The sequence below is a fragment of the Marispirochaeta aestuarii genome, assembly GCF_002087085.1.
GTDB classification, from domain to species: Bacteria; Spirochaetota; Spirochaetia; order JC444; family Marispirochaetaceae; genus Marispirochaeta; species Marispirochaeta aestuarii.
Map to the genome: position 1 here is coordinate 1 of NZ_MWQY01000009.1, position 26,701 is coordinate 26,701.

25 protein-coding genes are annotated in these 26,701 nt (G+C 53.6%); 1 reads left to right on the plus strand and 24 read right to left on the minus strand.

The features are described from left to right. Window positions 1-256: 256 nt before the first annotated feature. The 17 genes from B4O97_RS08915 to B4O97_RS08990 form a co-directional block, all read right to left on the minus strand. Window positions 257-1,051 carry an HAD family hydrolase gene (locus B4O97_RS08915; protein WP_083050161.1) on the minus strand — a complete coding sequence of 265 codons (795 nt, stop codon included), beginning with the start codon at window positions 1,049-1,051 and terminating at the stop codon, window positions 257-259. Between the two features lie 3 nt (window positions 1,052-1,054). Continuing rightward, window positions 1,055-1,645 carry a CDP-diacylglycerol--glycerol-3-phosphate 3-phosphatidyltransferase gene (pgsA, locus tag B4O97_RS08920; protein ID WP_083050162.1) on the minus strand — a complete coding sequence of 197 codons (591 nt, stop codon included), beginning with the start codon at window positions 1,643-1,645 and terminating at the stop codon, window positions 1,055-1,057. Between the two features lie 86 nt (window positions 1,646-1,731). Then, window positions 1,732-2,022, minus strand: coding sequence for a WGR domain-containing protein (locus B4O97_RS08925; protein ID WP_083050164.1), 291 nt, complete (start codon window positions 2,020-2,022; stop codon window positions 1,732-1,734). 57 nt (window positions 2,023-2,079) lie between these two features. Beyond that, window positions 2,080-2,817, minus strand: a complete 738-nt coding sequence (locus B4O97_RS08930) for a hypothetical protein (RefSeq protein ID WP_083050166.1) — start codon at window positions 2,815-2,817, stop codon at window positions 2,080-2,082. 21 nt (window positions 2,818-2,838) lie between these two features. Then, window positions 2,839-4,353 carry a carboxypeptidase M32 gene (locus tag B4O97_RS08935; RefSeq protein WP_083050168.1) on the minus strand — a complete coding sequence of 505 codons (1,515 nt, stop codon included), beginning with the start codon at window positions 4,351-4,353 and terminating at the stop codon, window positions 2,839-2,841. Between the two features lie 9 nt (window positions 4,354-4,362). Then, a complete protein-coding gene (thrS, locus tag B4O97_RS08940) occupies window positions 4,363-6,138 on the minus strand; it encodes a threonine--tRNA ligase (protein ID WP_083050176.1) in 1,776 nt (591 codons plus the stop codon). 577 nt (window positions 6,139-6,715) lie between these two features. Then, window positions 6,716-7,489 (minus strand): IclR family transcriptional regulator, encoded by a 774-nt coding sequence (locus B4O97_RS08945; protein ID WP_083050177.1) that lies wholly within the window; start codon window positions 7,487-7,489, stop codon window positions 6,716-6,718. Between the two features lie 70 nt (window positions 7,490-7,559). Beyond that, entirely contained in the window at window positions 7,560-8,318 is a 759-nt protein-coding gene (kduD, locus tag B4O97_RS19240; RefSeq protein ID WP_096348868.1) for a 2-dehydro-3-deoxy-D-gluconate 5-dehydrogenase KduD, read from the minus strand. Between the two features lie 18 nt (window positions 8,319-8,336). Further along, entirely contained in the window at window positions 8,337-9,167 is an 831-nt protein-coding gene (gene kduI / locus B4O97_RS19245) for a 5-dehydro-4-deoxy-D-glucuronate isomerase (RefSeq protein WP_096348869.1), read from the minus strand. A gap of 21 nt (window positions 9,168-9,188) precedes the next feature. Then, a complete protein-coding gene (locus B4O97_RS08955) occupies window positions 9,189-10,466 on the minus strand; it encodes a TRAP transporter large permease (RefSeq protein WP_083050179.1) in 1,278 nt (425 codons plus the stop codon). Continuing rightward, on the minus strand, window positions 10,463-10,960 hold the full coding sequence (locus tag B4O97_RS08960; protein ID WP_083050183.1) for a TRAP transporter small permease: 498 nt from the start codon (window positions 10,958-10,960) through the stop codon (window positions 10,463-10,465). The genes B4O97_RS08955 and B4O97_RS08960 overlap by 4 nt, the downstream gene beginning before the upstream one ends. A gap of 82 nt (window positions 10,961-11,042) precedes the next feature. Then, window positions 11,043-12,062: a TRAP transporter substrate-binding protein gene (locus tag B4O97_RS08965; RefSeq protein WP_083050185.1), complete on the minus strand. Its 1,020-nt coding sequence runs from the start codon at window positions 12,060-12,062 to the stop codon at window positions 11,043-11,045. A gap of 157 nt (window positions 12,063-12,219) precedes the next feature. Beyond that, window positions 12,220-13,725, minus strand: coding sequence for an NAD(P)/FAD-dependent oxidoreductase (locus tag B4O97_RS08970; RefSeq protein ID WP_083050186.1), 1,506 nt, complete (start codon window positions 13,723-13,725; stop codon window positions 12,220-12,222). Between the two features lie 12 nt (window positions 13,726-13,737). Then, on the minus strand, window positions 13,738-14,499 hold the full coding sequence (locus B4O97_RS08975; protein WP_083050188.1) for an alpha/beta fold hydrolase: 762 nt from the start codon (window positions 14,497-14,499) through the stop codon (window positions 13,738-13,740). After that, complete coding sequence (locus B4O97_RS08980) at window positions 14,496-15,287, minus strand: HAD-IIA family hydrolase (protein ID WP_083050190.1); 792 nt, start codon at window positions 15,285-15,287, stop codon at window positions 14,496-14,498. Before B4O97_RS08980 ends, B4O97_RS08975 begins: the two co-directional genes overlap by 4 nt. Next, complete coding sequence (gene ispH, locus B4O97_RS08985; RefSeq protein WP_083050191.1) at window positions 15,287-16,141, minus strand: 4-hydroxy-3-methylbut-2-enyl diphosphate reductase; 855 nt, start codon at window positions 16,139-16,141, stop codon at window positions 15,287-15,289. The genes B4O97_RS08980 and ispH overlap by 1 nt, the downstream gene beginning before the upstream one ends. 24 nt (window positions 16,142-16,165) lie before the next feature. Continuing rightward, on the minus strand, window positions 16,166-17,263 hold the full coding sequence (locus B4O97_RS08990) for a KamA family radical SAM protein (protein ID WP_096348870.1): 1,098 nt from the start codon (window positions 17,261-17,263) through the stop codon (window positions 16,166-16,168). 27 nt (window positions 17,264-17,290) lie between these two features. On the opposite strand from B4O97_RS08990, the gene B4O97_RS08995 reads away from it, so the two are divergent. Further along, window positions 17,291-18,145 (plus strand): patatin-like phospholipase family protein, encoded by an 855-nt coding sequence (locus B4O97_RS08995; RefSeq protein WP_083050193.1) that lies wholly within the window; start codon window positions 17,291-17,293, stop codon window positions 18,143-18,145. A gap of 64 nt (window positions 18,146-18,209) precedes the next feature. Here the strand turns inward: B4O97_RS08995 and B4O97_RS09000 are convergent, their stop codons facing one another. From B4O97_RS09000 to B4O97_RS09030, 7 genes are all read right to left on the minus strand, one after another. Beyond that, complete coding sequence (locus B4O97_RS09000) at window positions 18,210-18,881, minus strand: SPOR domain-containing protein (RefSeq protein ID WP_083050194.1); 672 nt, start codon at window positions 18,879-18,881, stop codon at window positions 18,210-18,212. 20 nt (window positions 18,882-18,901) lie between these two features. Further along, entirely contained in the window at window positions 18,902-19,456 is a 555-nt protein-coding gene (coaE, locus tag B4O97_RS09005) for a dephospho-CoA kinase (RefSeq protein ID WP_158084227.1), read from the minus strand. Beyond that, window positions 19,453-22,149, minus strand: a complete 2,697-nt coding sequence (gene polA, locus B4O97_RS09010; protein ID WP_083050198.1) for a DNA polymerase I — start codon at window positions 22,147-22,149, stop codon at window positions 19,453-19,455. Before polA ends, coaE begins: the two co-directional genes overlap by 4 nt. A gap of 36 nt (window positions 22,150-22,185) precedes the next feature. Next, a complete protein-coding gene (locus B4O97_RS09015) occupies window positions 22,186-22,593 on the minus strand; it encodes a hypothetical protein (protein WP_143305620.1) in 408 nt (135 codons plus the stop codon). Then, the gene (gene fliS / locus B4O97_RS09020; RefSeq protein ID WP_233143000.1) at window positions 22,556-22,990 is read right to left on the minus strand and encodes a flagellar export chaperone FliS; all 435 of its coding nucleotides are present in this window, start codon (window positions 22,988-22,990) and stop codon (window positions 22,556-22,558) included. Before fliS ends, B4O97_RS09015 begins: the two co-directional genes overlap by 38 nt. An 89-nt stretch (window positions 22,991-23,079) precedes the next feature. After that, a complete protein-coding gene (locus tag B4O97_RS09025) occupies window positions 23,080-25,356 on the minus strand; it encodes a polysaccharide deacetylase family protein (protein WP_083050204.1) in 2,277 nt (758 codons plus the stop codon). A 35-nt stretch (window positions 25,357-25,391) separates the two neighbouring features. After that, window positions 25,392-26,690, minus strand: coding sequence for a PhoH family protein (locus tag B4O97_RS09030; RefSeq protein ID WP_233143002.1), 1,299 nt, complete (start codon window positions 26,688-26,690; stop codon window positions 25,392-25,394). Window positions 26,691-26,701 lie beyond the last annotated feature (11 nt).

Consider the following 26,701-nt stretch of genomic DNA (forward strand, 5'->3'; position numbering starts at 1 on the left):
CCCTCCAGAGCTCATCACCCCGTCGCTTCAGCGTGATCGCAGTTATATCACTACAGCCTCTTTATGTCAAGCCGGTTTTTACCGGATTTCCTTGAAAAAGCTGTTGATGATTCCGCTGCAACAGCAGAACCGTATCAGTGTCAGGTTCGAAAAATCTTGAAGAAAATCGACTCTGTTGACTGGTTCTGAAGATGTTCCCTTTTGGCGGGAACGAAGGTAAATATAGTTAAAACCTGTATTATTGTCAAGCACTAATTCAGGCTCTTTTTGAAACTGACAGGATAATTCCGGCGGCTTCTGCAAATCCCTCTCCATGTGATTTGTTGGTAACAAAGGAGGGCGGGTTTTTCATCAGGGTCAGGAAAGGTTCAATATTCCTGACCCCGCAGGCCAGAGGAAAAAATGAGAACATTGGCTCATCATTGGGAGAATCTCCGCAAAAAAAGACACGTTCCTTCTGATCCTGCTCCGTCAATTTGTAATGAGTAGCCAGCAGCTCCCTGGCCATATCCAGCTTGCTGTAGTCGCCGAACCAGGTGTTCACGTGAATGGAGCTGATTTTTGCTGTCGCACCCTTCGATTCACACAACTCCTTTATCCTGACCGCCGTCTCCATGCCGAAGCGTGGAGGATCCTCCGCAAAATCCAGGGCCAGGTCGAACCAGCGAAAAGACTGGTCTCTTGCCACCTTAAGGCCGGGAATCTCTTCCAGAACAAAATCACGGATATCCTTCAGCCTTTTTTGTACATCATCCCCGGCTACCGACCTGTGCATGATCAAATCATATCCGAATTGAGTCCGAAGCATGACAAAGGCACCGTTCTCTCCAACCACCGCATCCACAGGCCATTGCCTGATGATCATATCACACCAGCCGGCGGGTCTTCCGGTAACCGGAACAATCCTTAACCCGGCACGGTACAGGGACCACAGGGCTTCGTAAGCCTGGGGCAGCAGAAAACCGTCCCGGGTTAGGGTGTCGTCAATATCGCAGAGTATAAAGTCTATCCGGGAGGCGCTGCTCTCCGGAAGGGCCTGTATCGACTGCACCCCTTACTCCTGAAAGGAATCCCGCAATACCGGCACAGCAGCCTTTAAATAGGTAATAAAGGAAGCTACCGATGCCACCGCAGCCATAATGAATACCGCCAGGGTAACCCTTTCAAACAGATGCAGGTAGGATGAGAACAGGTTCAGCCTGAAGGCGGAAACAGTCACCAGACCCAGAACTCCGGCAATCGCGTATGTAACGGCCTTGAGTTTTCCCCAGACACTGGCTGCCATGGCAACACCTTTTCGAATAAGCACCATTCGCAAAAAAGTAATGGAGAACTCCCTGTAGAGCAGTACAGCGAGGATTACCACCGGCATGATTCCCGCAGCGGTAAAACAGATAAAATAGGTTATGCGGCTCAGAACATCCGCAAAAGGGTCCAATACCTTTCCCAGGTCCGAAACCAGGTTGTACTTTCGCGCGATATAACCGTCCAGAACATCGGAGCTCTCAATCAGCAGGTAAAGCAGCCAGACAATAATAGTGCCGGGAAGCGTCATTGCACTGATCCAGTCGGGTGCAAGAAAAAAAAGCAGGAAAAGCGGTGTAATTACAATCCGCAAAACAGTCAGTTTATTCGGCAGGTTCATACCGAAACCCTATAGCGCGGAGATTGCCTTGTCAATAAGAGCGGCATGAGACTTCCGTTTAAATCAGAGGAAGAAAATGAAGGATCTTACACTGCATGAAAATCAAATTCCTGCAACAACGCAATGTATCGTTTATTTCTCGCAAATCGATAAAGGACCTTGTAGCCCTGGGAGACCTTCTTTCGCAGAATCGACCGCAATGCGCGGTCCATTTCACGGGCCGATTCATAGAGATAGACCTTCTCTCTTCCTGCGTTCGGCTCCCTGCCCCACACTACTGTGAGAGCATATTCGGTAAAAAGGTTTCCCTGGCGATCATGAACCGAGTAGTACCAGAAACTCCCTTTTGCATCTTCTTTAAAAAAGGTAATTATCATGCAGTCCAAGTATCGGACTATTTTGCAGGAAATAATAGGGGGCTTGTCCGCTTTTTTTCAGTATCCTTCTTCTGAATGGAAAAAGACGGAATCTATGGTATAGGATTGAAGTAGATGGATATTGAAAAAACCCTTTGAGAGGTTCGCTCTGTGCCAGATGCCCAGGTCTCCCATCAAGTGAGAGAGAACCTCTGACAGGTCTAAAACAGGCCTGTCTTCCTGAAACTCAGAAAGAGAGACCTCCTCGCCCGCTTCGGTTACAAGGCCTCTCGCATACAGATACTCCCGCCGGGGCCATGGTACATACGGAGTCAGGCTGATCGATTCTCCCTCAATGGAAAAACTTTCTCCTTCAATTTCGATCAGTTGCGCCTTACCCCGATGACTCAGTTCCAGCACGCTTCCGGTATCGGTAAACCTGAGAACCGAGATCCGCAGGGGATACTCATGCACAGGTATTCCCGGTTCATTCTGTATCTGAAGGTATACCAGCAGATAAAGAGCTCCGAAAACCAGCAGAACCGGAGGAAATGATGCAAAAGGAAAACGTCCGATGAGAAATCCGATTACAGCAGCACCGGTAAAGGGCAGCAGGAGAAGAACAGGAGCGGAAAGAAAATCCGGCGATACAACTATTCCTGAGCTGAAGGCCGTCAGTGCTACACTGAGAAAAAGAGCGAAACCGGTACCGCCGCTTTTGTCTTTAGAGAGTCTTTTAAAAAGGTACCCCAGGGAACAGCCCGCCGCCAGGCCTGAAAGATAGACCCAGAAAAAGGGGTTCCTCAGCAATTCCACCTCTGGTCCTCCAGATCTGAATCAGAATCCGTAAATCCCCCGATACTTGTTCTCCAGATAGTCCTGAAGAAAATCAGGCTTCAAGTCTTCTCCGCTTACTTCCCTGCACAGTTCCCCGGCAGTTTTTGATGCGCCATGACGATGTATTGAATCCCGGAGCCAGTTTCGAAGAACCGGGAAATCACCGTTCCTGATTAAAGTATCGGTATCATGTACCGTATTCTCAAAGGCGGCCCAGAACTGGGCACCGTACAGATTTCCCAGAGCATAGGTGGGAAAATATCCGATAGCTCCCATGGACCAGTGTATGTCCTGGAGTTCTCCCTCTGCACTTGTCTCCGGTTCTATCCCGAGAAGATCTCTGGAGGCCTCCCGCCAGGCGCCGGTAAGATCATCCACCTTCAAGTCTCCCCTTACCAGGGCCAGTTCGAGCCTGAAACGCAGGATAATATGGAGGCCGTAGGTTACCTCATCCGCATCTATTCGGATATGGGTGGGAGAAACCCTGTTGATTCCCCGATAAAACGTATCCAGCCCGACATCTTTAAACTGGGAGGGAAAATACTCCCTGGCGAGGGGCAGGTAGTGTTCCCAGAAGGCCCGGCTGCGCCCGACCACGTTCTCCCAGGTACGGGACTGGCTTTCATGAATCCCCAGGGACGTTCCGGTGGCCAGGATATTTCCCGTTATTTCTTCATCAAAACCCTGCTCATACAGAGCATGTCCCGTTTCGTGAATAAGACCGAACAGCCCGGTCCCGAAGTATTCCTCCCGAAAGCGGCCGGTTATGCGCACGTCCCGGGCACCCAGGGTTGTGGTAAAGGGATGAGCGGTTTCGTCGATTCGGCCCCCGGAAAAATCAAATCCCAGCTCTTTTACAATCTGACGGGCAAATTTCCGCTGTTTTTCCAGGCTGAAGGACTGATAGAGGAATGCGTCGTCAACCTGGGGTCTTTCTGATATCCGGGAAGCGAGACCCTTTAAAGAGGATTCCAGACCGGAAAAAACCCGGGAGATCTCCGATGTGGTCATCCATGGTTCGTACTCATCCAGGAGCGCATCATAGGGATGATCCTGGTACCCCACGGCCTGGGCCTTCTCCACTACCAGGGAGAGAACTTTTTCCAGATACGGCTTAAAGAGGGCAAAATCGTTTTTTCCCCTCGCCTCAGCCCAGGCAGCCTGCCCCGCACTGGTGGCCCGGGCAATGGCTTCTACAAGGGTCGAGGGAATCCGGATCTGCCGTGTATATGCACGATAGAGCTCCCGCAGATAGGCTCCGTCCCGGGTATCCGCCCCGGCTGAACCCCAGGGTGCGTCATCACTGCAACCGCAGGCTGCAAGAAGTTCTCCAACCCTTGGGGAGGTAAGTTTTTTATGTGCCAGGGATTGCAGCAGAGCCAGCTGTTCTCCCCTCTCCGGCAGGGCCGCCGGGGGAATATAGGTTTCCTGGTCCCAGGCAAGGATCGCCGAGGATTCGTTCAAAAGCTGATACTCCCGGGTCATGCCTTTCAGTTCGCCGATATAATCCCTCATGCCAGGCCCCTAGAGTTCCTTTTTGTCAGAAATAACCGAGTTTGTCCTGGCTATAAAGTCATTAAGGGGTATTCCGTTCTCCTGTTTTCCGCTTCTGAAGCGTACAGATACAGCCCCGGCTTCGGCCTCTTTTTCTCCCAGAATCAGCATGTAGGGAATCTTGTCCTGCTGGGCGTTTCGAATCTTGGCATTCAGCCTGTCATCACTGTCGTCAAGATCGACCCGGAATCCTGCCTCCTTGAGTTGCCTGTAGACAGTGTCGGCATACTCTTCAAAGGCGGCGGCCACGGGGATAACCATAATCTGGGTCGGGGCAAGCCAGACCGGAAAAGCCCCGCCGTAGTGTTCTATCAGTACGCCGAAAAATCGTTCAAGAGATCCCAGCAGGGCACGGTGCACCATGTAGGGACGTTTCTCGGCACCGGACTTGTCGGTGTAGGTCATGTTAAAACGTTCAGGTTCGTTGAAATCGAACTGAACCGTTGAAAGCTGCCAGGAGCGGCCCAGGGCATCCTTGATCTTAAGGTCGATCTTGGGTCCGTAGAAGGCTCCTCCCCCTTCATCCACCTCATACTCCAGCCCCTCTGCTTCAATGGCTTTTCTGAGGGATTCTTCCGCCAGCTTCCACTGATCGGGATCTCCCACGGCCTTCTCGGGCATGGTTGAAAGGTAGGCCTGAATATCCTTGAATCCGAAGGACCTGAGCATATGGAGAGAAAAGCGCAGTACTTCGAGGATTTCGTCCTCCACCTGCTCGGGGGTACAGAAAATATGCGCATCGTCCTGGGTAAATCCACGAACCCGCAAGAGCCCGTGGAGGGTTCCCGACTTTTCATAGCGATAGACCGTTCCCAGCTCCGCCCAGCGGAAGGGCAGCTCCCGGTAGGAGTGCTTGTTGGTCTTGTAGATCATTATATGAAAAGGGCAGTTCATGGGCTTGGCATAATAGTTGGCCTTATCCATGATCATCTCGGGGTACATGCCTTCGGCGTAGAAATCCAGGTGTCCGGAGGTTTCCCAGAGCCAGGATTTACCCACATGGGGGGTAAAGAGGAACTCATAGCCGTTTTTGCGATGCTCGTCCCGCCAGAAATCTTCGATGGCCACCCGGATGCGAGCCCCTTTGGGATGCCAGTACACGAGTCCGGGCCCCGCCTCTTCATGGGTGCTGAAGAGATCCAGTTCCCGTCCGACCTTCCGGTGGTCCCGCTTTTCCAGCTCCTCCAGCTGCTGAAGATAAAGCCTCAGGTCCTTGGGATTGGTCCAGGCGGTTCCATAGATACGCTGCAGCATGGGACGCTTTTCGTCTCCCCTCCAGTAGGCACCTGCAATGGAGAGGAGCTTGAAACTTTGAGGATTCAGCTTCGAGGTGCTCTCCACATGAGGCCCCCGGCACAGGTCGGTAAAATCCCCCTGGCTGTAGATCGAGATCTCCTCGCCCTCCGGCAGTTCGTTGATAAGCTCTACCTTGTAGGGCTGGTCGGCAAATCGCTCCAGGGCGTCCTCCCTGGTTATAACCCTTCTCTCAAAGGAAAGTCCCTTCCTGATGATCTCCTGCATGCGCAGGGTAATATCTTCCAGGTCCTCCTCTTTCAGGGAACGGGGAAGATCAAAATCGTAATAAAAACCGTTCTCTATGGCCGGCCCGATGGCGACCTTTCCGTCCGGAAACATCTGCAGCACCGCCTCGGCCATTACATGGGCCATGGAGTGGCGTATCCGGTGAAGTTTCTCCTCTTTGGCGTCTGCCTTGGATTCTGCCGCTTTGATATCCTCTTTGCTCATTGAAGCACCTCGCTTTATCCTGTTGGTTCTTTTGGGCATCTCTGAAAACTATTCTTTTTCCCACATTCTGCGTCGTCAAGATTTCCCGCGGTCCTCACCACTTGTTATCACAAGAGTTTGCGGGCGCTACAAAACCTTTCCTCCCTGACTATGAAAAAAATACCACGCTTTCAGAGGTTCCCAATATACAAAAAGCCTTCAGGGCTCATCCCACCCACGACCCCTGATACGGTCGTACAGGTAAGGACGAAGGCCTGAAGGCTCTCCGCGGTTCCACCTTACTTCGCCGTTGGCAGTCTATTTTCCTTTTACGGGTACGACTGACGGCGCCCTCAATTCTTCCCTTTTCCCGCTCTTCAGAGCGGAAGGCATCACCCTACGGCGGAAGTTTCTCCGGCACAGCTTAATGGGAGACAGTCTCCGTTCAGCCTGCAGCTCGGAAGGGGTTTTCTCCCCGGACGGAACAGGCGGCTTCCAGCCATCTACCAAACGGCCGCCCTCTCTGGTGATCCGCACCCGAAGATACTCGTCTTCGTCACAGCTTTATATTATTAGATACTAAAAAGAGCCCCCCCTGTCAACCATAAACCGGTGTCCTGCCCCTGTACCCCATGCGAAGACTGATGGATCTGGCAGTTTCCATGACAAGCCGGGCATTACGCTCGGTTACATCAGCCTCCGTATAGGACAGGTCCCAGGAGGTACTTACGGCGGCAATAACCATATTCCGGTAGTCCAGGATGGGGGCGGAGACGCATTTCATCCCCAGCTCCACCTCTTCATTATCGATGGAGTACCCCCTCTCCCGGGAGATATGAATCTCCCGTATCAGGGATTCCACGTCGGTGATGGTATTGTCTGTGAACCGGCTCATGGCAGCGGGGTCGACGATCTCCCGTATCTCGTCATCAGAGCAGCCGGTTAGCAGAGATTTTCCCAGAGCCGTACAATACAGGGGGCGTCGCTGTCCTATAAAACAGTAGTCCCGTATCTCGTTGTGCTTTTCCGTCTTGTCGATATAGACCACCTCACCGTCCTGCTGTATCGCCAGAAAAACCACCTGCCCGGTCTGCTGCATCAGTTTTCGAAGGTAAACCTGAGCCTCGGTCTTAAGCTCGAGACTGTTGAGCAGGCCGCTGCACAGCTCGATAAAGGCGAGCCCCAGACGGTAGACATTCGGAGATTCGCTCTTTTCAATGTAGTTACGGTCCCTGAGCACCTTCAGCAGACGATGCACCGTGCTCTTGGGCAGATCGATCTTTTCGCTGATCTCGGTAAGAGAGAGTCCGCTTTCAAAATGCGACAGCAACTCAAGGATATCAAAGGTACGGTCGATGGATTGTACGCTCATGTTAGGTGTTACTCCTTCCGGGTCTGACAATCAACCCATCAACCATACAACTTTTTGAAATCTTTTTCATCTATCGGGCCAGCCAACCACCGTCGACTGCAATGGTATAGCCCTGAATGTAATCCGAAGCCGGCGACGCCAGAAATACAACCGGTCCCTGCAGGTCTTCCGGAAGCCCCCAGCGTCCCGCGGGTATACGTCCCAGTATTTCCGCACTCCGCTCTTTGTCTGCGCGGAGAGGTGCCGTGTTGTTTGTGGCCATATAACCGGGGGCAAGGGCATTCACATTGATATTGTACTTTGCCCATTCGTTGGCCATCAGACGGGTTATTCCCATAACCCCGCTTTTACTCGCGGTATAGGAAGGAACCCTGATACCTCCCTGAAACGAAAGCATGGATGCAATGTTTATGATCTTGCCGCCCTGTTTCTGTTTGATGAACTGCCGGGCCGCGGCCTGGCTCATGAAAAAGACCGTTTTGACGTTGATGTTCATGACATCATCCCAGTCCTTCTCGCTGAAATTTATCGAGTCCTCCCGCCGTATAATGCCTGCATTGTTGACAAGAATATCGATTCTGCCGAATTCTTTGACCGCCTTCTCAATAATTCCATCTATCGGTTCAATACTCATCAGGTCGGCTTTGATTTCCAGGTATCTCCTTCCTGATTTATCAACAAGAGCGGCGGTCTCCTGGGATTCAACATAATCCACACCTACAATATCAGCCCCTGCGGCTGCCAGCCCCAGGGCCATTCCCTGACCAAGTCCGGTGGATGCACCGGTTACGATTGCAACTTTTCCACTGAGATCAAATGACAGGCTCACCTTTCTTCTCCTTGTTCCTTATTTGAGAGCTTCCATGGCTATATGGTCCATATCCGTGAATGTCTGGTTTTCGCCAACCATGCCCCAGATAAAAGCGTAGCGTCCGGTTCCGACGCCGGAATGGATCGACCAGCTGGGCATTATAAGCGCCTCCTTGTTTTTAACGATAATGTGCCTGGTTTCGGAGGGTTCCCCGATAAAATGGAATACCCGCGTGTTTTCCTCCATACCGAAGTAGAGATACACCTCCATTCGACGATCATGGGTATGGGCGGGCATGGTGTTCCAGATGGAGCCCTCTTTAAGCAGGGTCATCCCCATTACCAGCTGACAGCTCGCCACCACATCGGGATGCACATACTGGTGAATGGTCCGCTCATTCGATTCTTCCCGGGACCCGAGATTGACCTCTTTGGCATCCTTCAGGGTGATTATCCTGGAAGGACATGATTTGTGGGCCGGAGCGCTGTTGATATAAAAATTCGCAGGATTATCGGAGGATCCGCTTTCGAAGCGGACCTCTTTCGTTCCCGCCCCAAGATAGAGCCCGTCCCGGGGGCCGAGCTTATAGGTCGTCTCTTCCGTGACGATTCTGCCCGGTCCCCCGATGTTGATGATCCCCGCCTCCCTTCGCTGGAAAAAGAAATCAGCCCCGAGTTCACTTCCCGCTTCAAGAGAAAGTGCCTCGTTGAGGGGTACCGCACTTCCGGCTATTATTCTGTCCACATGACTGTAGGTAAGGCGGATCTCTCCGGGGGCAAACAGGTCATCGATCAGAAAATGCCTGCGCAGAGCCGATGTATCAAAGGTCTTCCCGTGTTCGGGATGTACTGCATAACGAACATCCATTGTGTTCTCCTTGTAGAGTTATTATTTCATCAATAATTCCGGCAGCCACAGAGTTAACTGGGGAACAAAGCTGATGAGCAAAAGGGTTATCAAATTGGCCGCCAGAAACGGCATTGCACCATAGAAGATTTTTCCGATACGCAGCCCCGATATGGCAGAAGCAACATTGAGACACATTCCCACAGGCGGTGTAACAAGACCGACTGCCAGTCCGGAGATCAGAAGGACCCCGAACTGCACGGGATTCATTCCGAAGCTCTGCACTATGGGCAGCAGTACCGGGGTCAGCAGAAGAATTGCGGGACTCACATCGATGAAGGTCCCTGAAACAAGGATTACCAGGTTTACAGCTATTATGATCCAGACCCCCGGCATATTCAGCTGGCTGATGAACATGGACAACTGCTGGGGTACATGCTCGATGGCAAGAATCCAGATATAGAGCTTTGACAGGGCAATTATTATCATGACATTGGCGCTTGTCATGATGGCATCCTTCATGAGTTTCGGGATTTTTTTGATCTTCAGGGTTCTGAATATTACGGTCCCCACGACAAAGGCATACAGAACACCTATTCCTGCGGATTCGGTGGCGGTGGCGATACCGAAAACCACGGAGCCGATCACAAAAAGGGGCATTATCAGGGCCAGGATCGCCCTGTTAAAGGTCTCGATCTTCTTTTTCTTATCAAGACTGAACTCCTCCCTGGGGAATTTCCTGAAGGAAGAAATTCCAACGGTTATAACCAGCATCAGAATGCCGATCATGAGCCCTGGAAACAGGCTTCCCAGGAAGAGCCGTCCAACGGACTCCTCGGCGGCCAGAGCATACACGACCATCGGCACACTGGGGGGAATAATCATTCCCATGGTGGAGGAGGCAACGGTTATGCCGCTTGCAAATTCAGGAGAGTATCCCTTGTTCTCCATCTCCGGAATAAGAACGGCTCCGATGGATGCGGTATCGGATACTGAAGATCCGGAAATACCGCCGAAAATCATACTGGCCAGAACATTAACCAGTCCCAGACCACCCCTGAGGCGTCCGACAAAGAGCAGGGAAAAATCGATAAGCCTGCGGGTAATACCTCCCTCGTTCATGAGAAAACCCATCAGACAGAAAAGGGGCAGGGCTATCATTGTATAGGAGTTCATCCCCGCGAACAGGCGCTGGGGCAGTATGGCAATCAGTTCCGGATGAATGAGAATAAAATAGAGGAAGGAAGAAATTCCCAGGGAATAGGCTATGGGAACACCGATAACAAGAAGAATCAGCAGGCTGATAAGGAGAACACTCATGCTTCCTCTCCCTTTGCGGAATCATGAAACCGCCATATTTTGTATATATCGTAAGCACAGTACAGTACTGCCAGGGAACAGCCGATGGGGACGCTGATCATCGCCACCCAGGACGGCAGCCTCAGTACCGGAGAAGCCGCGTCGCCGACCTTGGCAATCCAGGGAAAACTCAGGCGTAACAGGACGACATTGATTAACAGAACAAGAAGCAGAGAAAAGGTATCAACCACGGCCCGGGAAAACGGCGGCAGCTGATCGACAAAGTAGGTCACTTTGATATGGCTCCGCTTTCCCAGGGAGACCGCAGCGCCCAGCGCAGTAGTATAGATAAAGAGAAACTCCATGAGCTCATTACCTCCGACTATGGAGGTATTGAAAAGGTATCGCAGGATCACAAGCAGAATTGTCAAAAGCAGAATCAATCCGAAAAAGGCTGTGACAACAGCCTCCAGGAAAGAACTGATCTGTTTTTCAACGGCGGTTATTCCTTTCATAGATATTCAAACCTCGAAAACGAAATCGCTTTGATATGCCGCATCCCCGGACACAGGTCCGGAGATGCAGCGGTTTTGTGATTTACTTATTTGCTATTGCAAGAACTTCGTTGATCTCGTCCCAGGTAAAAAGCCCTTCATCCACATAGCCCTGCCATACCGGCTTGACAGCTTTTACGAAGCCTTCCCGGGCAGCGGAATCGATTTCGTTTACTTCCAGTTTTTCCTGCAGAACCAGGTAATAGTCCTTTTCGGAACTCAGCCACAGTTCGTTGGAATAGTCCATGGTGGCCTCTGCAACGGAATCGAATACTGCTTTCAGATCTTCGGGCAGGGACTTATACCAGTCCGGATTCACATAGAAGGGATCGGGATGCACCTGCCAGTTGACAACTGAGAGATAGCGCTGGGGTTCATAGAACTTCATGTCCACGGTGTTGGAAAAGGGGTTTTCCTGTCCGTCGACCACACCGGTTTTCAGGGCCATATAGGTTTCGGTGTAGGCAACCTGCTGAGGGTTTGCACCAATAGCTTTAAAGGTTTTGATGGTCATATCTATGGGAGGCGTCCTCATCTTGAGGCCGCGAACATCCTCTACAGTTCTGATGGGGCGTTTGCTGTTGGTAATGTTTCTGAATCCTCCGGCTACACCGGTTGCGGGTATATAGAGCCCGTTCTCCATGGCGCTTTCGTTGACTTTGGCTCCAAAATCACTGTTCATAACCTTGAGAACCTGATCGATATTTTCGAACATAAAGGGCAGGGTATAAATCAGATACATGCCGCTGGCCCTCTCAAAAAGTCCGCCCCGGCATCCCTGAATAGTGCCGATTTTTACCTGGTCAAGAACTTCAGCTTCAGTTCCGAGGACGCCGCCGGTATACAGCTCAACCTTTATACGTCCATTACTGGCTTTTTCCAGCTTGTCCTTGAAAAAGAACATGGACTGACTTCGGGGGTGGGAATCTGATTGTGAATTGGAATATTTAAAGACATAGGTTTTTTCAGCAGCAGCGCTTTCACTCTCCTTTTGACCTTCCGCCATCAGTACGACGGAAAACACCAGACTCAGCACACAGACGAACAGAACAATTTTTTTCATCTCTTCTCTCCTTTGGATTTATGTTCCATTATGTGATACATACATTCCACATCGTGGACTTCTCATTATACTATAATGAGACTTAGTGTCAAGAAAAAAAGAGAAAATAACTGAAGTCAGGATTATAAAGAGGAGGTTCCGGTAAGATCAGGAATTATCAGGCACCTGTCTGTAAAGCGATCCTGAGCCCGTCAACCGCGGAACTCATAATGCCTCCGGCAGAACCGCTGCCTTCACCGGCGATATAGAGCCCCGGAATGCCGAGAACTTCTCCTGAATCACTGCGCAGGATTTTCAGAGCGGCGGAACTTGTCGTTTCGAGGCCCAGAATAAGACCGGTATCAAAACCCCTGATCTGCCGGGCAAAGCGGGATATCCCGTCGGAAAGATCCTGCAGAAGCCATTCGGGGTAGAGCTGCCGATAGTCCAGAGGAACTACAGGAAAAGGAAAACTCGATTGCGGCAGAGAGCTGTAGAGCCGGCCCCCGGGGAGTCCCGGCGGAAGGGTCCCGGGAACCTGATATGCCCCAAGATGCTCAAAGGCCCGGGCTTCCAGAGCTTCAAGACTGTCCAGCACCGCCATGGGAGTATCGGCTTTCGGGAAGATTTCCTCAGGCTTAACAGCTGCCAGGACCGCTGCGTTGGACCAGGGGCTGCTGCGCTCATACATGGACACCCCGTTTACGATGTTGAGCCCTTCCCTCCAGGCCGCAGGAACCACAAAACCACCGGGGCACATACAGAAGGTGTAGATTCCCCGTCCCGACTCCGCTTTCGCCGCCAAACGATACTCGGCAGCCTTGAGGCCCGGGACCGACTCCCTCCCCCACTGGGCACGGTTGATCAGTTCCCGGGGATGTTCGATCCTGAAGCCCAGGGAAAAGCCCTTGCTCTGAAACCCGGCGCCCCGGGCATAGAGTCTGCGGAAGAGGGGAAACGCCGAATGCCCCGGGGCCAGAAGGGTGTAATCCGCGGGGAACTCATCAGTATCGGTTCTTACCCCCGAACAGCGGCCCCTGTGCATGAGCAGGTCGACAACACGCTGTCGGAAGCGCACATCCACGCCCCTCTCCAGCAGATCCTGTCGCCCCTGCTGTACCAGGGTAAAGAGATTGTTGCTTCCAATGTGCGGATGAGCCATCCAGAGGATCTCCTCCGGGGCACCGTACTGCACGTAGCGGAGGCGGATATACTCCCGCTCCATGGATATATGTTTGGTACGGCTTGTCAGTTTTCCGTCAGAGAAGGTCCCCGCCCCGCCCTCTCCGAAGGCGTAATTCGATCTGTCCAGAAGGGGTCCGCCCTTCTCAAAGGAGAGGATATCTCCGCGGCGCTCCCGGGCCGGGGGGCCCTGTTCCAGCAGGGTAACGGAGAAACCTGCACGATTCAGAATATCAGCAGCAAAGAACCCGGCGGGGCCGGAGCCCACCACCACGGCCCTTCCCCGCCCCTGACGGCGCGCCACAGGAAGAAGATGCTCCGGGGAGGGAGATACAGGAAGGACACCGGTTGAAATCCGGTATTTCCAGAAGAGCTTCGGCTTCCTGCGGGCGTCCAGGCTCTGCCTGAGGATGCGGTAGGGTCCGGTTCCGAACCTTTGTCGTATTGTACGGTCGAGGTCCTCCCTGGAGGAACCTGCCGGCAGGCTTATCTCTGTTTCCATCGGGCACCCCGCCTAGAGTAAACCGCGCACCAGTCCGGCGACATTTTCCGATTGCTCCGCGTGGACCCAGTGGCTGGCACCTTCAAGGGTCTCAATCCGGAAATCGGGAAAACAGCCCTGAAGGAGAGGCAAATCCTCGTCCAGGATATAATCCGATGCACCGCCCCGAATAAAAAGGACCCTGCCATGGTAGCTTCGGGAGGATTGGGGAAAATCCAGGAGTTTTTCAAGATTATTCTGAATCCCTTCAATGTTGAGCCGCAGGGAAAAGCCGTCATCTTTTTCGGATACCATATTCTTCAGCAGGAAACGGGCGACCGCCGGATTCCCCAGCCTTTTTATCATCCACTGTTCGGCTTCGGAACGCTGTGTAAACTCCCCGAGGGGCAGCTCGGCGAGGGCCCGGACCTCCCGTTCCAGCCGGGGAGGATACCTTTTGGGAGCTATATCCTCAACCACCAGGGCTCGAAGCAGCTCAGGCCGGGAAAGAGCAAGCTCCATGGCTGTCTTGCCGCCGACGGAATGGCCGAACACCATTGCCGGAGCGATTCCGGTCTCTTCGATAAAAGCAGCCAGGTCTGCCGCCATCACCTGGTAGCTCATGTCCGGATCATGAAAGGATTCCCCATGGTTCCGCAGATCCGGCGCGTAGACAGTAAAATCGTCGGAAAGTTTACGGGAAAGCCCGTGAAAGTTCTCCTTTGAGGCAAAAAGTCCGTGGAGAAGGACCAGCGGAACCTGCCCAGTACCAGACTTTTTATATGCAAGGTTCACAAAAAGGCACCCACATTGTCGAGAATAAAGTGGGGACTGTAGGCAAACTCGGCGATTTCATCCCGGGAGGTCACCCCGGACAGAACAAGCAGGGTATCGATTTCCGACTCAATCCCCGCAATGATATCAGTATCCATCCGGTCTCCGATGATTATGGACTCTTCCCTGCGGCATCCCAGCTTTTTCAGGGCGTGGCGCATCATAAGGGGATTGGGCTTACCCACAAAGTAGGCCTTGGAACCCGTGGCGAGCTCAATGGGAGCAATCAGCGAGCCCGTACCTGGTACAATCCCGACCTCCGCCGGTCCCGAAACATCCGGATTTGTACCGATCAGACGCGCCCCGTTAAGTACCAGGTTTATGGCTTTCTGCAGGGTATCAAAGGTATAGGAATGGGATTCACCCACCACTACATAATCCGGGTTGACGTTGTTCATCGAGAAGCCCGCATCATAAAGAGCATTGATAAGTCCCGCCTCACCGATTACAAAGGCACTGCCACCGGGAGACTGGCTTTTTAGAAAAGCGGCGGTAGAGAGGGCGCTGGTATAAAAATGTTCTTCCGAAACATCTATCCCCAGGCGCGCGAGCTTCTGATCGAGCTCCTTGGGTGAGCGTTCTGATGAGTTGGTAAGAAACAGAAACTGCTTTTTCTCCTGTCTCAGCCAGGCGACGAACTCCCTGGCCCCCGGAAGCAGACGGTTTCCGTGGTAAAGAACGCCGTCCATGTCGCATATAAAACCCTGCTTGTTCCGGATCGTCTCTATGTCTCTGGTTGTCACGTTCATTACTTTTCTCCCTGCAGTTCAAGGATACGGTCCGCTGTTTGATGTATGCTTTCATCCGGAGTGGAAGCTCCTGCGCTTATGCCGACGGTCTTCAGCTCTCCCACCTCTGGCGGCACGTCACCGGGCCCTTCAACATGCCATGCGGGAATTCCCGTGGACAGGGCAAGTTCGTAGAGTCTGCGTGTATTGGCGCTGTTTTTTCCGCCGATCACCACGATGCCGTCCACCTCCTGTGCAAGCTGCCGTACCGCTTCCTGCCGTGACCGGGTAGCGGGACAGATGGAAGTCTCAACCCGGCAGTCCTCCACCCTGGAACAGATTATTTCGGCGATCTTCCCGTAGATCTCCTCATCGAAGGTGGTTTGTGCAATCAGGGTTACCTTCGTGTTGAGACTCACACTGCGGGCACCCTGGAGGTCGGCAATAACCTTTGCAGACGCAGGATTGGCAAGAGACCCCGCCACGGCAAGCATTTCACCATGCCCGGCGTCCCCCACCAGAAGGACCTGTCTCCCCTCTGCCTCTGCCTGACGGGCTTTACGGATTGAAAGAGCAACCTTGGGACAGGTTGCATCCACGATCCAGGCTCCCCGTTCTTCCAGGGAACGTCTGACCCCGCCGGGAACCCCATGGGCCCGGATGACGACCCGGTCCCCCCGCTGTGCCTCCGCAGGATCCTTTATGCTGCGGACCCCCCTGGCCTCGTAGGATGCGACCACCTGGGGATTGTGAATAAGAGGGCCGTAAGTGGCCAGAGGCCCCGATTTATCCTTGTCCAGTTCCTTCTCTATCAGAGCGACCGCCCTGCGGACACCCATGCAAAAGCCCATCTCCCGGGCAAAAATTACAGACATATTTCTTCCTTCCGGCTGTACCGGCTATACCGGCTCCTCAGGGTACCTGAAGATCCTGCCGTCGATACTGCGAATATGATACTCACCGTCATGAAGCCCGGCAATAGCTTCAGCCCCAAGACGCACCTTGCCGCCGCCTCCCGGGAGATCCACAGCGTAAGCGGGAAGGGCCAGCCCGGAAACCATTGAACTCAGTTCCCGGAAAATACTGAGCCCCCGGGAAAGGGGAACCCGCAGATGCGAGGTTCCGGGAGCCAGATCTCCCTGAAAAAGATAGTAGGGTTTTACCCCCGCGGCAACAAGTCCACGGAAAAGCTTTGCCAGAATCTCCGGATCATCATTCACACCCTTGAGAAGCACACTCTGGCTCAGCATCGGAATCCCCCGCTTCGCCAGCAGATCGACTGCCGCAAGAAACTCCGGACTGATCTCCGCGGGATGGTTTATATGGATGACCTGCCATACCCTGGGACCGGAGGAGAGAATCCCGGCGAGAGCGGCGGTAATCCGCGACGGAAGAACCACCGGGATACGGCTGGAAAGCCGAAGAGAACGAACACTGCCGGCATTGCCCAGGATCCCGATAATGGAATCAAGCTTCCTGTCCGGCAGCATCAGCGGGTCGCCCCCGGACAGGATCACCTCCCTCACTTCGGGATGGCTTTCGAGATAGTCCTTTACAGCCCGGATCTCTTCGTCCCCCAGTACACCCCGGTTCTCCCCGGTAAAACGACGCCGGAAACAGTACCGGCAGTAAAGGGCGCAGGCATCGGTAAGGAGCACGAGCACCCGGTCCCGGTAACGGTGTATGCAGCGGTGGACGACCTCGTAGGGTTCTTCGTGCAGGGGATCTGGCGTTTCGTAATCCAGGACCGTCCATTCCTCGCCCCGGGGTATGGCCATACGGCGCAGGGCCCCGGAGAGATCCTTTTTCATGAGTTTGAGGTAATGGGGGGTGATACGCAGGGGGAGCCCCGGATTCTCCTTCCCCGACCTGAGCCAGGCCTCTTCTTCGGGGCGGAGGGGGACAGACTCTCTCAGGATCTCAATATTTTCAATAGCCTTAACCGGGGTGTTACCAGAATTTCCCATACCCCCCGGAAGGTACCATGGATTGACCATCCCTTCTACTCCCTGTAGCCTGTTTCCATGAAATGGGCACTGGTTCTTTCAGGGGGCGGCGGCACCGGCCTCTCCCATATAGGAGTACTCAAAGGGCTTGAGGCCCTCAGGCTGAAACCGGACCTGATTGCCGGAACCTCCATCGGGGCTATCATCGGCGGGGCCTATGCCTGCGGGATGGAGGTTGAAGACTTTGAAGAGCTTCTGAGGGATTTCAACATCTTCCATTATCTGGAAGGACGCAGTTTTCAGCTGAACATCGGGGCGGTAACCCGTTTCCTCCAGGCCCAGGAGGCGGTCAACCGCATGCTTATGAGCCGGGGAGCCGACGGGGGTTCAAAAATCCTGAAACTCCTCCACCGCATTACAAACAATGCGACTTTCTCGGATACCCGGATTCCGTTTTACTGTAATGCCGTCGATCTGAGAAGCGGCAGGGAGATCCTGATGCACCGTGGATCGGTGGCAGAGGCGATACGCGCGTCCATGGCTTTTCCCGGGGTATTTACCCCGGTGGAGCGGGACAAGCTGCTGCTCTGCGACGGTGCGGTGGCGGATAACCTGCCGGTCTGGATTCCCCGAAGTCTTGGAATAAAACGGGTCATCGCGGTAAACGTGACCCCCAGACGGACAGCGACAAAGGAGGATATCGCCAACGGCTTCTCCATATTCCTGCGGGCCTTTACCATTGCCTGTTACGGCCAGACCAGGACCCCCAAAGACACACCCTCCCTGGAACTTGTCCCGGGCAATACTGACCGCCCCTTTGATTTTTCATCTCCCGGGGAGTTAATCCGCATAGGTTACGAAACTGTGGTGGAACAGAAAAAGAAGATCCTTGGTATCACCACGCCCTGGTATCGGAGCCTGACCCGGGGATAAAAAAAGCTCCTGCTTCGGAACTGCCTTCCGCTGCAGGAGCTTGTACACAGATGAAACCGAAAACCTATAAGGTTTTCTCCACATACACCTCGAAAATCTGGCTTCCTTCGAAGCTGGAGATGTTCTTCACGTAGGAGAGGAACTTTTCCGCCTCGGCTTTATGTCTGTACGGCCCGATGCGGACCCGGAAATACTCTGTTCCGTTAATATTTCTGGTAAAGATTACCGAGTCAAATTCCTTTTCCTTCAGACTCTCCCTGGCCCGCTCCGCGCTGGACCGCTGGGTGAAGGAACCGGCCTGTATCCAGTATTCCGTTACCCGTACCGTTTTAGGGGGAGCGGGTTTTACAGGAGCCGGAGCTGGCCGGGGGGCCCGTACGACCTCCTGGGGTTCAGGGGCGGGCTTTGTCTCCGGAACCTGAGCCGAAGCTTCCACGCTTCCTGTTTCACCTTTCGTCGGTTCTGCCGACGCGGGTTCCGGCTCTGCGTCTTCCGTTACGCCGATAACAAAGCTCGTTTCCTCCTGTGCCGGTTCCTCAGGCTCGAGGGCGAGAGGCTTATCGCCGTTTTTCAGATGCTCGGTTACATCGAATATGTCTTCATCTACCGCTGCAATACCCTGATCGGCCACAGAACTCTCTGCCGGGGGAACAAATAAGATAAACGCCGCGGCGACAACAACCAGGAAACCCGTTGCCAGGGCGAATACTATCCATAAAAGTTTCTGCTGTTCCATTATCTGTATCTCCGTATCTGCTACAACAGGTCAAGAATACGGCGCTCAAACCTGCGCCGGTTGCCATTGTTAGCTACTCTAGATATATCGACATTTTCGCCGACTTTTTGAGGATACAATTTGCGCTGGGAACGAAGTCTTCGAATGAACCCGCAGGGAGTAAGGGAATCCCGGCGCCGGGCGCGCAGAAAACGCACAGGAAGGGACGCGGTAATCCACAGGACCTTGTCGCAGAAGCTGTGCAGTCCCATGGGAAAAAGCAGCGCCGCGTTTATGACTCCGTCTTTCCCTTCCCGCCTCAGGGAATCCACCCGGCGCCCGACCTCGTCTATCATCCAGGGATGAACAATCGCTTCCAGACGCCTGAGCTGCTCCGCATCGCTGAAAACGATTCTGCCCAGTTCCCTTCGGTCCGTTGTACCAAAGGCTTCTTCAACCTCCCGCGCCATACGCTCTCGAGCGTAATGCCCCAGGGAATCCACATCGATCTCTTCATATCCCCTGCTCCGGAGGATCTCCGCCGCCAGGCTTTTTCCGGCACAGTAAAGACCCGCGACCCCGACGATCCTGCTCAATGGACGGCACCCCAGCTGTCGCCGTCCTCGATGCTCACCTTAAGGGGTACCGAAAGCTCAACAGCCGTCTGCATGGTATGAACGACAAGCTCCGAGACCCTCACGACTTCGTCCTCCGGGGCCTCCAGAATCAGTTCGTCATGGACCTGGAGCAGCAGTTTTGTCCGGTACCCGCCCTCCATCAGGGCCATGTCGAGCTTGATCATGGCTGTCTTTACAATATCCGCCGCTGATCCCTGCACCGGCGTATTCACGGCAATCCGCTCTGCGCCGCTCTTTTCCGTCCTGTTGCGGCTGGTAATTCCCGGAACAAAACGCCGGTGTCCCATGAGGGTCCGCACATAACCGCTTTTCTCGGTCTCGCTGACGGTGGCGTCTATAAACTCCCTCACCTTCGGATACTGGGCAAAATAGGCTTCTATAAAATGTGCGGCATCCGAGCGGGAAATGCGGAGCTCATTGGAAAGCCGGAAAGGGCTCATTCCGTAGATAACCCCGAAGTTGATGGTTTTAGCCACCCGGCGCTGATCCGGACTGACCTCCGCTTCATCCACACCGAAAATCAGAGCCGCGGTCTGGCGGTGGATATCCGTCCCCTTTTCAAAGGCCCTGCTCAGAGTCTCATCCCCCGAAAGATGGGCAAAAACGGCAAGCTCGATCTGAGCATAGTCGGCGCTGATAAAGCGGCACCCCTTGCGAGGAATAAAGGCGCTCCGGATGGCCCTGCCTGCCTCATCCCTGACGGGGATATTCTGCAGGTTGGGGTTCTTGCTGGCCAGACGTCCCGTGGCGGTACCGGTCTGTTGAAAACTGGTATGGATGCGTCCGGTGTGGGGGTTAATCTCCTTTGGAAGGGTATCCACGTAGGTGGACTTGAGCTTTGCCAGCCCCCGGTGCTTCAGAATAAGCTCCGGGACAGGATCCTCCTCGGCGAGCTGTTCAAGAACGGAGGTGTCCGTGGAGTATCCGGTCTTCGTCTTTTTTACAGGATTCAGTTTCCGTTCCTCGAACAGGATCTCCTGCAGCTGCTTGGTGGAGTTGATATTGAACTCCCTGCCGCAGAGGTCCCAAATCTCTTTTTGAATCCCGTCCAGGGCTTTGGCAAGCTCCTTTCCATAGCGTTCCAGGGATTTTCCGTCCAGTCCGATTCCGGCATACTCCATCTCTGCGAGGACCCGGGTCAGCGGCATTTCAAGATCTCGAAAGGTCCGGGCAAGATCTTCCTCCTCGAGCCGGGGTTTCAGGTATTCGTAGAGCCGGAAGGTAATGTCCGCATCCTCCGCGGCATAGGCAGTCGCCTCCTTGAGGGGAACATCCTTGAACTCTTTTCCCTTGGGAACCACATCGTCAAAATGGATGGTCCTGTACTGCAGCAGCCGTTCAGCGAGGGCGTCCATCCCGAAGGTATTGGCGGTGGAATCGAGGAGCCATGCTGCAACCATGGTGTCGAACAGCTTGGCCTGTATATCTTCTATTCCCCAGCGTTTGAGGACCTTGTAATCGTACTTCAGGTTCTGACCGACCCAGGTACAGTCCGGGTTCTTGAGGATCTCCGCGATCATACGCCGAACTCCCTCTTCCTCGAGGGTTTCGGTCCCCTCGCAGATCAGGGGAATATACCAGGCCTGCCCGGCCTCCAGAGCAATGGAGACTCCCACGGGACGGGCCTTCATGGGATCCAGAGAGTCGGTTTCCACATCCAGGGCAAAGAGCTTCGCCTCGAGAAGAGCTTTTTTCAGCCGATCCAGTTCATCCGCAGCAAGCAGGGAAATATATTCTGCATTTTCTCCGGAATAGCTGTCCTCTTTCTTCTCCGCCCGAACCTCCTTTGCCGTCCCCAGCTGTTCGGCAAGACTGCTTGCCCCCTCTCTCAGGAAGAGCCGAATTACCTGCTCCTTATCGTAATCTCCCAGAACGAGCTCTTCTGGGGGAGGAAGCTCCTGAACATCGGTTTTGAGGGTGATCAGCTCCCGGCTTAAAAAAGCGTTCTCCCGCTCCTGCTGCAGTTTCTCCTGCTGCCCGGGACTCAGTTGATCGAGGTTCTCATAGATTCCTTCCAGGCTTCCGAACCTGCGGATCAGGTCCACCGCGCCCTTGGGGCCGATACCCTTTACCCCCGGAACATTGTCCGACTGGTCCCCCACGAGGGAGAGGTAGTCCAGGATCTGTTCCGGGGCAACACCGAATTTTTCGGAAACTTCCTCCGGACCGACTTCGGCATAGCCGCCGCTTTTATCCGGAATCATGGCACTCACGCTCTTTCCCACCAGCTGCATCAGATCCTTGTCTCCGGTAATGATGACGCAGGGCCAGCCTTCCGAAGCTGCCCGGGACGCATAGGTGGCGATGATATCATCAGCCTCCACCCCATCCTGTCTCAGCTGAGGGAATTTCATGGCCTTGAGAATCTCCTCGATTACAGGAACCTGGGCATGGAGATCCTCGGGAGCCTTTTCCCTGGTGGCCTTGTAGGCCGGATATTTTACATGGCGAAAGGTCGGCGTCATGGAATCGAACACCACCGCCAGGGATTCCGGGGAATACTGCTGCATAATGCTCAGGAGGGTACGGAAAAAGCCGAAAACCGCAGAACTGTTCCGCCCCTGGGGATTAAACAGGGGTTTGCGGATAAAGGCAAAATAGGAACGGTAAATAAGGGCGTATCCGTCTACAAGATAGAGTTTTTTTGACATAGAGAGCTCCTCCGTGCGGATCGTGCCGCAGGGCGGTCAGCACGATATATCTAAAAAAGTAGTGTTTTCATCGTACAGGCGCCTGGGACGTGGAGGGAGGGTACCCTTTTCGAGGCGCCCCTGCAAGAGGTTTTTCTTTTGGGAGATCCGGTCCTGAAGCGTCCGCTGCCGGCGTGTTACATCCCGGATCTCCTGTTCCAGTTGTCCATCGGGAAGATTCAGGCCTGTCCAGACCTTTAAAGAGGCTGCAAAGCGCCGGAACAACTCACGCTCCAGTTTCAGGTGTTCGGCGAAAACCGCAGGAAGATCTTTCTCGAGGTCGGCGGACAGAAACGTAAGAACCCGCCGGTATTCCGATGCTGTCTGCAGCACCCGTTCCTTGAGCTCCGCCGCGTACGGGTGATTCTTACCCTGCGATATTGACGCCGCGGTAGCTGCTGGCATTTTCATCCATGGAGGTATTGGCATTGGCGGATATCTGCTGCCAGGCATTGCGTAACTCAGCCATCAGTTTCCGTACCGGTTTAAGGATCTCCGGTTTTTTGCGGATGTTGGCATCCAGAAGCTGCTGGTTAAAGTAGAAGTAGATATTATTCAGGTTCCTGGCTATATCGCCGCCCTTCTCAAAATCCAGGGATACCGTCAGTTCTGTAACCATATCCTGGGCACGGATAATGGCGTTATTGACCCTGTCAAGACGTTTATCTCCCTGCTCCATCAGCTCTATGGCAGTATCTATCTGCCGCAGGGCTTCGTCATAGAGCATTATCACAAGCTTTACGGGACTTGCGGTCTTGATATTGGTCTCTTTGTATGCATTCAGTGGGTTTGCTGAACTCAAAGCACTCCCCCCTCCCTGGTAATTATCAGTTATAGTATCGACGGAGGCAACTGTAATCTTGAGCCGTCCGTCGACCATCCAGGAGGTATCTACCTGGCATGTTCCATCAATTCGCTGACCGGAACCAGTGTATACCCCAAGGATATCAGTTCGTCAATCAAGATATCAAGGGAATTAAAGAGATAATCCTCCCTCTCCGGATGAGTTTTGCCAATCCTCACCGGAATTATTGATCCCGGCTTCTTCTGCCGCAGGATTCTCTCCAGGATATCCGCCGCAGGAGCGTAGAGTTCTGCAAGGCGCCCGGAGCTGCAGGGGGTAATCCAGTCCAGAGGATCGACATCCCTGCCCACATAAGTATAGTTCATCTCCCTGGAGGCTTCAATTATATCGCTGTTTATAAAATAATATGGAGCATGCCACAAAAGGGAGAGCTCATCCCCGGTTATTTTAAAGTAATCGTCCTCATTGCGGGCGAGTCCTCGCTTGATGAACTCCTTGTCCACGTCAAAACGGCTGTCAGTCATATCGAAGTAGGCATAAAACAGAGACCCCACTTCGTGACCGGAGGCGGAAATTTCGCGTACCGCGTCGGGATGCCGGCGCATGAACTCCCCGTTAACAAAAAAGGTTCCCCGGATACCATAGTCCTTAAGGGTATGCAGAACCCGGGTAAGCCCTTCAATAGAGTCTATGGCATTGAAGACAAGAGAGACCTCACGGCGCCGGATCCGGGACCCATGGGTAAAGTTGGTGAAATCGACCGGGTCCTCCCTGTTCGGGAAGACATCGTAGCGCTTTTCAGGATACCGGAAGAGGGTTTCCGTAACCAGACCCCGCAGATCCCGCACCATTACAGTGTTACGATAAGCCCCGCCTGTTCTGTCTTCCACATAAACACGGTAGTTGTCCGTCGCCACATTGACCGGGACCAGTTCGTCATCACCGGCGCTTATCCAGGTATCGCCAACCCGGTCCAGGGAGCTGCCGTCATGGCTAAGAACGCGAATGGCGCCCTCGGGAGAAAAACCGGCGGCATCATGCTGGGAGAGGGAAATGAGAGAGGAACTTCTTTCCTCGAGATCGTACAGTCTGGTTTCATATGCACCGGCTATAATCAGCTGGGAGTCGCTGCGCCACAGAACATGGAGGGGGCGATTATAGCTTACCGACTGGATTATGTTGAAGGAGTAGTAGTTCCGGATTTCAACCCGGTCCGCAAGAATCAGGGAACACATCTCCCCTCTTGGAGAAAGAACCAGGTTCTCCACTCCATCGATATCGACCCGGCTGAAGCGGGTCTCACCCGCCGGGAGATTGAGCCGGAACAGCTGTGACTGATCACTGCCTTTTACCAGGCCATCGGTTAGCAGGGTGACGATATCGCCGGAGGACCAGAGAACCTTCCTGACCATGGAGTTCCGGGGCAGATAAAGATACGGCAGGGTAGTGGCATCCCCTGTACTGATATAGTCATCGGGGGAGAGGGGATACAGGAAGATATTCTGTCCCCCCTTGTTCAGAAGAATCCTGGAACCATCGGGAGATATCCAGAAAGCGTCGAAGACCGGGTCAAACTCAAAGGGAATTTTTCCGGCAATGTGGCCGACTTCAAAAAGACCGGTATAAATGGAACGGGTAAAGAATTCGGGGCTCAAAACCTGATATACAAGGTTTCCCGTAACATAGTACAGATCGCTCTGCCCGGCCCAGCGGATACTGGACAGGCCTCCCTTTCCCAGGGCCCGAAAGCTCTCATCTATAACCCGGTCTCCCATCAGCTGGTCCATGGAAAAATAATAGAGATATCCCCCCTTCTGATACACAAAAAAACGGGAATTCGGGGCCCAGGAGGCGTTGGGACTGTCCAGGACCATCTCCACCGCCGGAGAGATCAGGAACTCCTTTTCCTGGCCCACATGATACAGCATCAGATCCGCATACCCATGGCTTGTCGCAGAAAGATAGAGAAGATAACGGCCGTCCGGGGAAGCACTGAGGGTATTGATCTTGCCCGTCTGTATTTCCGTACCATTTACAAAGGCGTTGAAGGTACTGAGGGGACGCATAGTATTCAGGGAGTCGTCGCTGCGGAACACCCCGAAACGGTTTTGGATCTGCAGTTTCTCTCCTCCGTTTATCAGGGCTGTCTGTTCCGGAAAAAAGGTGAGTTGTCCCATGTTCCCGGAGGAAAGATCGGCCTGAAAAAGGGTGGAATAACTGCCGAAACTCGGAGAAGCGGCATTTGCCTTGAACAGCAGAATGTCATCTGAGGAGAGCCGGAGATCCGAGAAACGTACTTGTCCTGACAAGGGTGCCGTGAGGACCGACAGGATAAGCAGAATAAAGGAATACCTGTACTTCATATCCTTTTCATTGTCGGCATACGCATGCCAAATCGTTACAGCAGTTCCGCCGCCAGTTCCGCCAGGGCGCTGCGCTCCGATTTATCCAGGGTTACATGGCCAAAGAGTGCCTGCCCCTTCAGGGTCTCCACCAGGTAGGTCAGTCCGTTGGAGCTTGAATCCAGGTAGGGACTGTCAATCTGGTAAGGATCCCCCGTCAACACCACCTTGGTCCCCTCCCCGGCCCGGCTGACGATGGTCTTGATCTCATGGGGCGAGAGGTTCTGGGCCTCGTCGATGATGATATACTGATCCGGCAGAGACCTTCCGCGGATATAGGTAAGGGCCTCCAGTTCCAGCAGGTTGTTATTGAGAAGAGAATCCACGCTTTTGATGTTCTGTTTTTTATAAACCGAAAGAATATACTCCAGGTTATCGAAAAGCGGCTGCATCCAGTGGGACAGCTTCTCGTTTTTGGCCCCCGGCAGGTACCCGATGTCTTTTCCCATGGGTATCACCGGCCGGCTTACCAGGACCCGTTTATAGGCATTCTGCTCCAGCACCTGAGAAAGCCCGGCGGCGATGGCAAGCAGGGTTTTACCCGTTCCCGCCTTGCCGACCAGACTTACGAGACGGATTTCCGGGTCCTGCAGCAGTTCAAGGGCCATCCGCTGCTTCTCGTTCAGCGGAACTACACCGCTGACGGCTTCCATCTCACCAAGAATAGCCTGTACCATGCCGTCCCGATACCGGCCGAGAACCCGGGTCTCCGTTTTGGGATGCCCCGCCAGAACAAACTCGTTGGTAAAGAGTTTCTGTTCCAGGGAAACGGCTTCACCCCGCTGCAGCTGGTCGAGAATCTCCACGGAGGTCTCGAGCTCCCGCCATCCCGGGTAGAGTTCCATGATATTGACCTTCTGGCGCTCATAATCCACGGCCTTGAGCCCCAGGGCAGTAGCCTTTACCCTGGCGTTTATGTCCTTGGAAACGAAAAAGACCTTTTTCCCTTCACTCTTCAGGGACATTGCGGTGAGAAGGATTTTATTGTCCACCTTTTCCCGGCTCAGGTCGGCGGGGATTTTACTCGCCTGGGCAAAGGAGACCCTCAGCAGTATCCCGTCCCCGACTTTGGCTCCCTTGTTCAGATCTCCGTGCTTTCCCACCTCATCCAGAAAGCGGATGGCCTGACGGGCGTTGCGCCCTTTTTCATCACTGAAGGTTTTCAGCTTGTCCAGCTCTTCCAGGACCCAGAGGGGAACAACCACTTCGTTATCGCGAAACGAGAGAATGCAGTCCGGTTTATGGATGAACACGTTGGTATCAAGTACAAAGGTCTTCATTTCGTCCCTGGCCATGGGAACTCCTT

Coding starts and splice junctions, on each gene's coding strand:
- B4O97_RS08995 (WP_083050193.1), top strand. CDS start 17,291: ATGAAATGGGCACTGGTTCTTTCAGGGGGCGGCGGCACCGGCCTCTCC.
- kduI (WP_096348869.1), bottom strand. CDS start 9,167: ATGGATGTTCGTTATGCAGTACATCCCGAACACGGGAAGACCTTTGAT.
- B4O97_RS08970 (WP_083050186.1), bottom strand. CDS start 13,725: ATGGAAACAGAGATAAGCCTGCCGGCAGGTTCCTCCAGGGAGGACCTC.
- B4O97_RS08925 (WP_083050164.1), bottom strand. CDS start 2,022: ATGATAATTACCTTTTTTAAAGAAGATGCAAAAGGGAGTTTCTGGTAC.
- B4O97_RS09015 (WP_143305620.1), bottom strand. CDS start 22,593: ATGCCAGCAGCTACCGCGGCGTCAATATCGCAGGGTAAGAATCACCCG.
- B4O97_RS08945 (WP_083050177.1), bottom strand. CDS start 7,489: ATGAGCGTACAATCCATCGACCGTACCTTTGATATCCTTGAGTTGCTG.
- B4O97_RS08960 (WP_083050183.1), bottom strand. CDS start 10,960: ATGAAAGGAATAACCGCCGTTGAAAAACAGATCAGTTCTTTCCTGGAG.
- B4O97_RS08980 (WP_083050190.1), bottom strand. CDS start 15,287: ATGAACGTGACAACCAGAGACATAGAGACGATCCGGAACAAGCAGGGT.
- B4O97_RS09025 (WP_083050204.1), bottom strand. CDS start 25,356: ATGAAGTACAGGTATTCCTTTATTCTGCTTATCCTGTCGGTCCTCACG.
- B4O97_RS09000 (WP_083050194.1), bottom strand. CDS start 18,881: ATGGAACAGCAGAAACTTTTATGGATAGTATTCGCCCTGGCAACGGGT.
- B4O97_RS08955 (WP_083050179.1), bottom strand. CDS start 10,466: ATGAGTGTTCTCCTTATCAGCCTGCTGATTCTTCTTGTTATCGGTGTT.
- B4O97_RS08935 (WP_083050168.1), bottom strand. CDS start 4,353: ATGAGGGATTATATCGGCGAACTGAAAGGCATGACCCGGGAGTATCAG.
- B4O97_RS08990 (WP_096348870.1), bottom strand. CDS start 17,263: ATGGTCAATCCATGGTACCTTCCGGGGGGTATGGGAAATTCTGGTAAC.
- thrS (WP_083050176.1), bottom strand. CDS start 6,138: ATGAGCAAAGAGGATATCAAAGCGGCAGAATCCAAGGCAGACGCCAAA.
- polA (WP_083050198.1), bottom strand. CDS start 22,149: ATGTCAAAAAAACTCTATCTTGTAGACGGATACGCCCTTATTTACCGT.
- pgsA (WP_083050162.1), bottom strand. CDS start 1,645: ATGAACCTGCCGAATAAACTGACTGTTTTGCGGATTGTAATTACACCG.
- B4O97_RS08965 (WP_083050185.1), bottom strand. CDS start 12,062: ATGAAAAAAATTGTTCTGTTCGTCTGTGTGCTGAGTCTGGTGTTTTCC.
- ispH (WP_083050191.1), bottom strand. CDS start 16,141: ATGTCTGTAATTTTTGCCCGGGAGATGGGCTTTTGCATGGGTGTCCGC.
- B4O97_RS09030 (WP_233143002.1), bottom strand. CDS start 26,690: ATGGCCAGGGACGAAATGAAGACCTTTGTACTTGATACCAACGTGTTC.